At 71.3% G+C, this 7,597-nt stretch carries 6 protein-coding genes; all 6 read left to right on the top strand.

Features of this window, described 5'->3' with window-relative positions; translation table 11 throughout:
- Positions 1-329 precede the first annotated feature (329 nt).
- Positions 330-500 (top strand): FDLD family class I lanthipeptide, encoded by a 171-nt coding sequence (locus N912_RS67205; protein WP_211261658.1) that lies wholly within the window; start codon positions 330-332, stop codon positions 498-500.
- A 9-nt stretch (positions 501-509) separates the two neighbouring features.
- Complete coding sequence (locus tag N912_RS0147780) at positions 510-3,650, top strand: thiopeptide-type bacteriocin biosynthesis protein (protein WP_028927979.1); 3,141 nt, start codon at positions 510-512, stop codon at positions 3,648-3,650.
- Positions 3,647-4,966 (top strand): lanthionine synthetase C family protein, encoded by a 1,320-nt coding sequence (locus N912_RS59550; protein WP_037070418.1) that lies wholly within the window; start codon positions 3,647-3,649, stop codon positions 4,964-4,966. The genes N912_RS0147780 and N912_RS59550 overlap by 4 nt, the downstream gene beginning before the upstream one ends.
- Before the next feature lie 344 nt (positions 4,967-5,310).
- Positions 5,311-6,120 (top strand): IclR family transcriptional regulator, encoded by an 810-nt coding sequence (locus tag N912_RS0147770; protein WP_028927978.1) that lies wholly within the window; start codon positions 5,311-5,313, stop codon positions 6,118-6,120.
- Entirely contained in the window at positions 6,117-7,052 is a 936-nt protein-coding gene (locus N912_RS0147765) for an alpha/beta hydrolase (RefSeq protein WP_028927977.1), read from the top strand. Before N912_RS0147770 ends, N912_RS0147765 begins: the two co-directional genes overlap by 4 nt.
- A partial coding sequence (locus tag N912_RS0147760; protein WP_037070417.1) for a nitrilase-related carbon-nitrogen hydrolase occupies positions 7,053-7,597 on the top strand: 545 nt, incomplete at its 3' end.

The raw sequence follows: 7,597 nt of genomic DNA, 5'->3' as shown, positions 1-7,597 counted from the left end.
GCTCGGTCACCGCGGGGCGGTCCTGGCCGGGGTAGTGCTTGGTGATCTGTTCGAGCCCGATCATCGCCGGCCGGTCTGTCACGGTGTCGGTCATCACCGTGTCGGTCATCGCAGGCCCCATCGGCGGAGTGTGCGGGCTCCGCCTCGAAGGCGCCAGCAGCGGGTGCTCACTCGGCAACTCCGGCGAACTTAATCATTCATTAGAGTTTCGTAACGTGTGGAGAACGAAGCGATACCTGTACAATGGCTGGCCGGATAGCGGCCACTTTCTGTGAGGACCGCTTCCTGAAGCGAAGGGGCTTCCGTTGAGCGTTCTAGAAGTTGTCGCCATGGATCTGGAAAACCCGCGGACGGACGTCTTTCAGGGCGTCGCGGAGATCGATGAAATGTTCGACCTGGACCCGAGGGTCACGGTCGCCCCGAGCCCGTCTGATTCGTCGATGATGACGTGCTCGACCGGTTGTCACACGCTCAGCCGGACGTATTGCTCTGGTTGCTGACGCCGCGACTTGCCTGGTAACCCCCCGGCCGGGGCCGAGCGGCCGTTGTTCCGTCCCGCTGGTCTCGCGCTGTTGCGGGCGGCGGCGTTTCCGCTTTCCCGCGCGAGTGTTGTCAGGCTCGATGCCTGGGATGATGAGGCGCGGCTGGTTGGTTACGTTTGCGGCCTGACCGGCGATGCCCGGTTCCGGGAGGCGGTGGCTGTTTCCAGCCCGTCGTTGGCGCGCCGGTTGGCCGAGGTCGGGGCGGGCACGGTGCCGCCGCTGGCGGACCTGCGGCGGGCGGTCGTGGCGACCAGCCGGTACTGGCTTCGAATGTGTGGGCGGCCTACGCCGTTCGGCACCATGGCTGGTGTCGCCGCCGCGCGTTTCGGCTCGCCGTCGGACACCCACCCGACCCGGGTGCGCCTGGGCCGGGAGCACCGTCGAGGGGTCCGGCCGGACATGGCGTGGCTGCTCGCCCTGGTGCGGCGTTGGGAGGGCGACCCCGACGTGCTCGCCGGGCTGCGGGTCGTCGCGAGTGGCCTGTGCCGGGTGCGCGGCGACCGGCTGGTGGTGCCGTACCTGCCGGACAAGGTCGGCGCCGAGGAGCAGGTCGCGGAGTTGACGGTGCGCAACACGGCCGCGGTGCGGGCGGCCGTCGAGATGGCCGCCGAGGTGATCGGGTTCGGCGAGCTCGCCGCCCGCCTGAGGGAGCGGTTCCCCCAGGCCGCGCCCGCTCAGGTGACGCGCTTGCTCGGTGAGCTGGTCGGGCATGAGGTGCTGCTGACCGACCTTTCGCCGCCGCTGGATGCCACCGACCCGGTCGGCCATGTGCTCGACCGGTTGGCCGGCGAGCGGGAAGCTGTCGAACTGCGTGCGATCAACGGTGAGCTGGCGGACTACGCCGCGAGGCCGATGGGCGATGCCGGTACCTGGCACGCGCTGAGCCGGCGGATGCGTCGACTGCGCGAGACGGATCATCCGGTGCAGGTGGACCTGGCTCTCGACGCCGACGTACGCCTTCCCGCCGGTGTTGCCGAGGAGGTCGCGCGCGCCGGTGATGCGCTGTGGCGGTTGAGCCCACCGCAGGCGTTGCCGGTGCATCTGCGTGACTACCACGCGGAGTTCCTGGAGCGGTACGGGTCGGAGTTGGTGCCGGTCACCGAGCTGCTTGATCCGGATGTCGGGATGGCGGCGCCGGCCGGGTATCTGGTTCCGCCGAGCCCACGAGCGGCAGCGGTGGAGCTGCCCGAACAGCGCGGCGAACGGGACCGGCTGCTCGGTGGCCTGGTCCAAGAAGCGATCATGAACGGGTGGCCGGAGATCGTGCTGGACGAGGACCTGGTTGCGCGCCTCGGCGAGCACGGCGGCACGCCGCCGCCGTCATGGGAGCTGGCGGCCGGGCTGTACGCCGAGTCGGCGGCCGCGGTCGATGCGGGGGTGTATCGGCTGGTCGTGTCACAGCTGTTCGGGTCGACGCAGGCCGGCGCGACGTTCGGGCGGTTCGCCTACCTGCTCGATGACGCCGACCGCGCGGACCTGGCGGCGGTGGCCGGCGAGTCCGCGCCGGGGGATGCGGTCGCGGCGCAGCTGGAGTTCTGCTCGCCGCGCGCGCGGGGCGCGAACGTGACCCAGGTGCCTCGGTGGCTTCGGCACCGGATCCCGGTCGCGACGTTCGCCGACCGGGCCGAGCCGGGCACGCTCGGCGTCGACGACCTGTTCGTCGGCGCCGACGAGGACCGGTTCTACCTGGTGTCGGAGTCGCTCGGACGGCGCGTCTGCCCGGTCACGTTCCACATGCTGCACACCGGGGTGGCCGCGCCGAACGTGGTGCACTTCCTGCGGGAGGTGGCCGCGAGCGGTGTCCGCCCGGCGCGGCCGTGGAGCTGGGGCGCGCTCGAGGCGCTGCCCTACCTGCCGAGGGTCAGGTACGGCCGCACGGTACTCAGCCAGGCACAATGGCGCCCCGACGAGCCGGCCCTGCGCGGGCGCGGCCCAGGCATGGCTCAGTGGCGGGACCTGCTCGACCGGTGGCGCGCCCGGCTGCGGGTTCCCGAGCGCGTCTACTGCACCCTGGCCGACCACCGCATCCCGCTCGACCTCACCGATCCGCTGCACCAGCGGCTGCTGCGCCACGAGCTGGACCGAAACGACCAGGTGGTGCTGCAGGAAGAACCGGCCGGCGGCGAATTCGGCACCGGCTGGCTGAACGGTCACGAGAACGAGCTGGTCGTTCCGCTGCTGCGGGAAGCGCCAACCGCCACCGCCGAGCCGCGTCGACAGCGGCCGGTGCGGCGTCCTCGGGTCGAGCACCTGCCCGGCGGCGAGTGGCTCTACGCCGCGCTGTACTGCGCGCACGAGCGGCAGTCGGAGATCCTGGCGACCAGACTGCCCGCGCTCGTGGCGTGCCTGTCCGAGGGCACGGACCGCTGGTTCTTCCTCCGGTACCGCGACCCCGAGCCGCACCTGCGCCTGCGGTTCCACGGCCGGCCCGACACGCTCGCGGCGCTGCTGCCCCGGCTGCGGGACTGGACCGCCACGCTGCGCGCCGAGGGCATGTGCCGGCGGCTGGCGCTGGACACCTACGAGCCCGAGCTCGAACGCTACGGCGGGCCGGACGCGATGACCGCCGCGGAGACGGCCTTCCACGCCGACAGCGAGGCCGCCTGCACGCTGCTGCGCCTCGTCCACGACGGCCGGCTCGACCTCGACCCGGCGCTGCTCGCCTCGGCCAACATCGTCGCCCTCGCCCGCGCGTTCCTCGGCGACGCCGAACGCACGGTCGACTGGTTCGCCGGCGAGTACCGCAAGGGCGAGCACCATCAGGCGTTCACGAAGTCGCGGCGCGATGCGGTGCGCGTGGTCGACCCCTACCTGGACCCCACCGACCCGAGCACCTTCGCGGCGTACGGCGGGCTCGACGGGCAACCGGGCGCTGCCGCCGCCCTGACCGCCTGGGCCCGGCGCGCACCCGCCGTCGCCCGCTACGCGAACACCCTGACCGCGCTCGGCGAGCGGGCCACCACATCGCCGGGCACGGCCCTGAGATCGCTGTTGCACCTGCAGTTCAATCGGCTCCACGGCATCGATCCCGACGCCGAACACCGCGCCGTGGCCATCGCGCGGGCCGCCACCCAGGCACACCGCAACCAGCGCAGGTACCGGAGATGAACCGCGCCCGCGCCGACCGGGTCGCGCGGGTGGTCGCCGAACGGCTGCGCGACCCCGACACCGTGACAGCGATCGTGCGAGCCGACGGCAACGTCGACGAGCACGCCGACGGCAGCACCCGATGCCCCTGGAGCCCACTCGCACTCGCCGAGGGCCACCCCGGTGTCGCCCTGCTGTTCGCCGAGCTCGGGCACCACGACGAGCCATACCGCGCGGTCACCCACGCCTACCTGCGCCGGGCCTGTGAACGGCTGGTCGCCGGCCCGGACGACGGCCTGTTCGACGGGCTCACCGCCGTAGCCTTCACAGCGCGAGCGGCCACCAACCGGCCCGGGGAGTACGAGCGGCTGCTCGCCGGCCTCGACGCACACATCGCCACCCGCGCACGCCGGCTCGCCGGCGCCGAACACGAACGCATCGCGGCCGGACGGGCCGGCGTGAACCTGATGGCCTACGACCTGACACGCGGCCTCACCGGCCTCGGTGCCTACCTGCTCACCGCGGGCCACCCCGCCCTCACCGACGTCCTCACCGCGCTGGTGGCGATGACCCACCCCGTCCAGGTCGACGGCCACCGGCTCCCGGGCTGGTGGGTCCCGCACTCACCGGTCTCCGGCCCCACCGGCTTCACCGCCGACGGCCACCTCAACCTCGGGATGGCCCACGGCATACCCGGGCCATTGGCCCTGCTCGTGCTTGCCCGACGGGCCGGTGTCGAAGTCCCCGGTCAGGACGAGGCGATCCGGCGCGTCGCCGAGTGGCTGGTCGCCAGGTGCCGGTACGACGACGCCGGCCCGTACTGGCCCGCCACCCTCACCCTGGCCGAGGAGCTCGCCGCCGGCCGGGACGCGCGCACCCCCGGACGTACCGCGTGGTGCTACGGCACACCGGGCCTGGCGCGCGCGCTGCAACTCGCCGGCGACACCCTCGCTGTCCCCGGATGGACCGACCTCGCCGTGACCGCCCTCACCGCGCGCCTCAACCACGAACTGACCCGCACCGCGCCGGCCGAGGGCAGCCCCCGCGACCACGCCCTCTGCCACGGCTGGGCCGGCGTCCTACACATCACCTGGCGGATCGCCTTCGACACCGGCGACGACCGCCTCAACGGCCCGCTGCACCACCTCGCCGGCCGCGTCCTCGCCGGCTACCACCCCATCCGCCCGTTCGGCTTCCACTACCGGGCCGGTCTCCCGGCCGCACCCGACCGCGCCGGCTTCCTCGACGGCGCCGCCGGCATCGCACTGGCGCTGCACGCCTACGCGACAGACGCACGGCCCGCGAGCGGCTGGGACCGCGCCCTGCTGCTCGCCTAGGACGGGCTCCTGGCCTACAGCACAACCGGACCGGTCCGGCGATTGGATGCCGAACCGGAGACGAAGGTCCGCCTCCATGCGATTCTGGCGCTGTCACAGGGGTGGGTGGGTCCGGAGCAGTGGTGCTTGGGTCGCAACCGTCCGCCCAAAGAAGCAGGATGAGGCGGCTTTCGTTGCGGATAGAACAACGAAGATTGCATCAAGTTCATTGATCGGGTCAACATCTCGGTCCATGTTCGTTCTCGACGGTGATCCGTTCCTCGCCCGGCCGGTGTCGCCGCGCCGGGCCGATCCGCCGGCCGGGCCTCAGGCTCGCTGTCGGCCACCGGAAAGTGCGTAGCTCCATGGCGGCGGACCGTTCAACGAGCCTGAACCGGGCGATCGCGATCCTGAACGTCCTGGGGGCATCGGCGGCGACAGGCCGCGACGGGCTCGGCGTGGTGCAGATCGCGCGGTTGGTGGAGCGAGAGAAGAGCCAGGTCTCCCGGACGCTGAAGACGCTGGCCGAGGCCGGGTTCGTGATTCGTGACCCGGTCAACCTGCGGTATCGGTTGGGATGGCGGCTTTTCGTGCTGGCCGCGGGCGCCACGCGACAGCATCTGACAGCGCTTGCGCCTCGGGTGCTACGTCGGCTGGTGGCGCATCTGGGCGAGTGCGCGCATTTGTCGGTGTTGGATGGCGGTGAGGTACTGACGGTGATGTCGGAGAGCCCGGGGAAGACGATCCAGGCCGCCGAATGGGTCGGCCACGTTTCTCCACTGCACTGCACGTCGTCGGGTCGGGCGCTGCTGTTCGACCACACCGACACCGATGCGCGAATGCTCCTCGAGCGGCCGGCCACCGTCGCCGTGTGGCGGGATGCTCCACCCGACGTCGATGAGTTGCTGGTCAAGCTGCGCAGCGCCCGTCGACGCGGCTACGTGGTGGTGAACGAGGAGTTCGAGCCGGGTCTGGTCGCCGCCGCCGCGCCGGTTCGGGATTTCCACGGCGGTATCGTCGGGGCGCTCAACGTGTCCGCCCCCAAGTTTCGGCTCGGTCGTGCCCTGGACGCCGTGGGACGGGAGGTGCGGGCGGCCGCTGACCAGTTGTCCCGTGCCGTGGCTTCGGCTCCCGCGAACGGGGAGAACGGCCGTCGTGCCAGGAGGACTTCGTGAGTAGCCGTTCCCTGCCCTTCTTCTCCAGCGGGTTGCGCCTGGACGCCGACCTGCACCTGCCCGATGACGCCGGAAGCGGCGCACCGTACCCGGTTGTGGTTGTCTGTTCGGGCTATCAGGGCCAGAAGGTCATCCATCCGGAGCGGTTCGCGCGCGGGCTCAACCCGCTGGGTTACGCGGTGCTCGCCTTCGACTACCGGGGCTTCGGGCTCAGCGAGGGTGAGCGGGGCCGGTTGATCCCGCAGGAGTGGGCCGAGGACGTGCGCGCCGGGGTGGACCGGCTCAGCACGGTGGGTGAGGTGGACGTCGAGCGGCTCGCGCTCGTCGGCTGGGGTCTCGGTGGTGGCGTGGTCGTCGCCGAGGCCGTCGAGGATCCTCGGGTCCGGGCAGTCGCCTGCCTCAACGGGGTCGCCGATGGTGCCCGGTCGTTGCGGCACATGCATGACGAGGCGTCCTGGGCGAGCCTGCTGCGGCGGGTGCGAGACGACCGGGCGCACCGGGCGACGCACGGCCGTTCCGAGATCACCAGTCCGTGGGACATCGTGCGACTGGATCTGGATGATCGCACCGACGGGTATGTGGGCGCGGAGCTGTACAAGGCGCCGGGGTTCGGTACCGGCGTCACCTTGGAGTCGGCGGAGTTCCTGATGCGCTTCGTCCCCGAGCAGGTGGTGCACCGCCTTGCTCCTCGTCCGTTGCTGGTCGTGCACGGCGCGGAGAACAAGCTGCACACGCCGGTCGAGGCGCGCGCACTCTATGCGCATGCGGGCGAGCCCAAGCGCCTTGAGCTGCTCGAGGGCCGGGGGCACACGGAGTGGATGTTCGACGACAACCCCACGTTCCAGAGGCTCATCGCGCTGCTCGACGAGTTCCTGGCCGGTTCGTTGGCCCGTACCTCCGTCCAGGAGTCCCGCAGGCTCGAGGCGTCATAGGTGCGCATCACCATGGCCCAGGTCGATGCCGTGCTCGGCGACATCGACGCGAACGTGGAGCGTGCCGAGCAGGTGATCGGTGAGGCAGTGGCCCAGGGCACCGATCTGATCGTTTTCCCGGAGTTGCACATCACCGGGTATGACATCGGTGGGGTGGACACGGACCTGTCCATCGCGCCGGACGACGATCGGTTGGTGCGGCTGTCCAAGGCGGCGGGGCGGGCCGGGGTGCTGTTGGGGTTCGTGGAGGCCGGGCACGGCATCCATACGTACAACAGCTCTGGTTACTACGTGGGTGGGGAGTTGGTGCATCTGCACCGGAAGTTGTACCTGCCGACGTATCGGACCTACGAGGAGCGCAAGCACTTCACCCCGGGGCCGACGCTGCGGGCGTTCGAGACCGAGTACGGGCGGATGGCCACGTTGATCTGCAACGACGCCTGGCAGCCGCCGCTGGCGTTCATCGCCACCCAGGACGGAGCGCGGGTGCTGCTGGTGCCGACCGCGAGCGCGCAGTCGAACTTCCCCCGGCGGTACGACTCGGC

The sequence above is a fragment of the Actinospineispora acaciae DSM 45401 genome (assembly GCF_000620785.1).
Classification (GTDB): domain Bacteria; phylum Actinomycetota; class Actinomycetes; order Mycobacteriales; family Pseudonocardiaceae; genus Pseudonocardia; species Pseudonocardia acaciae.
Note: the sequence above shows the minus strand (reverse complement) of the source record. Positions and strands in the feature narration are given on the sequence as shown.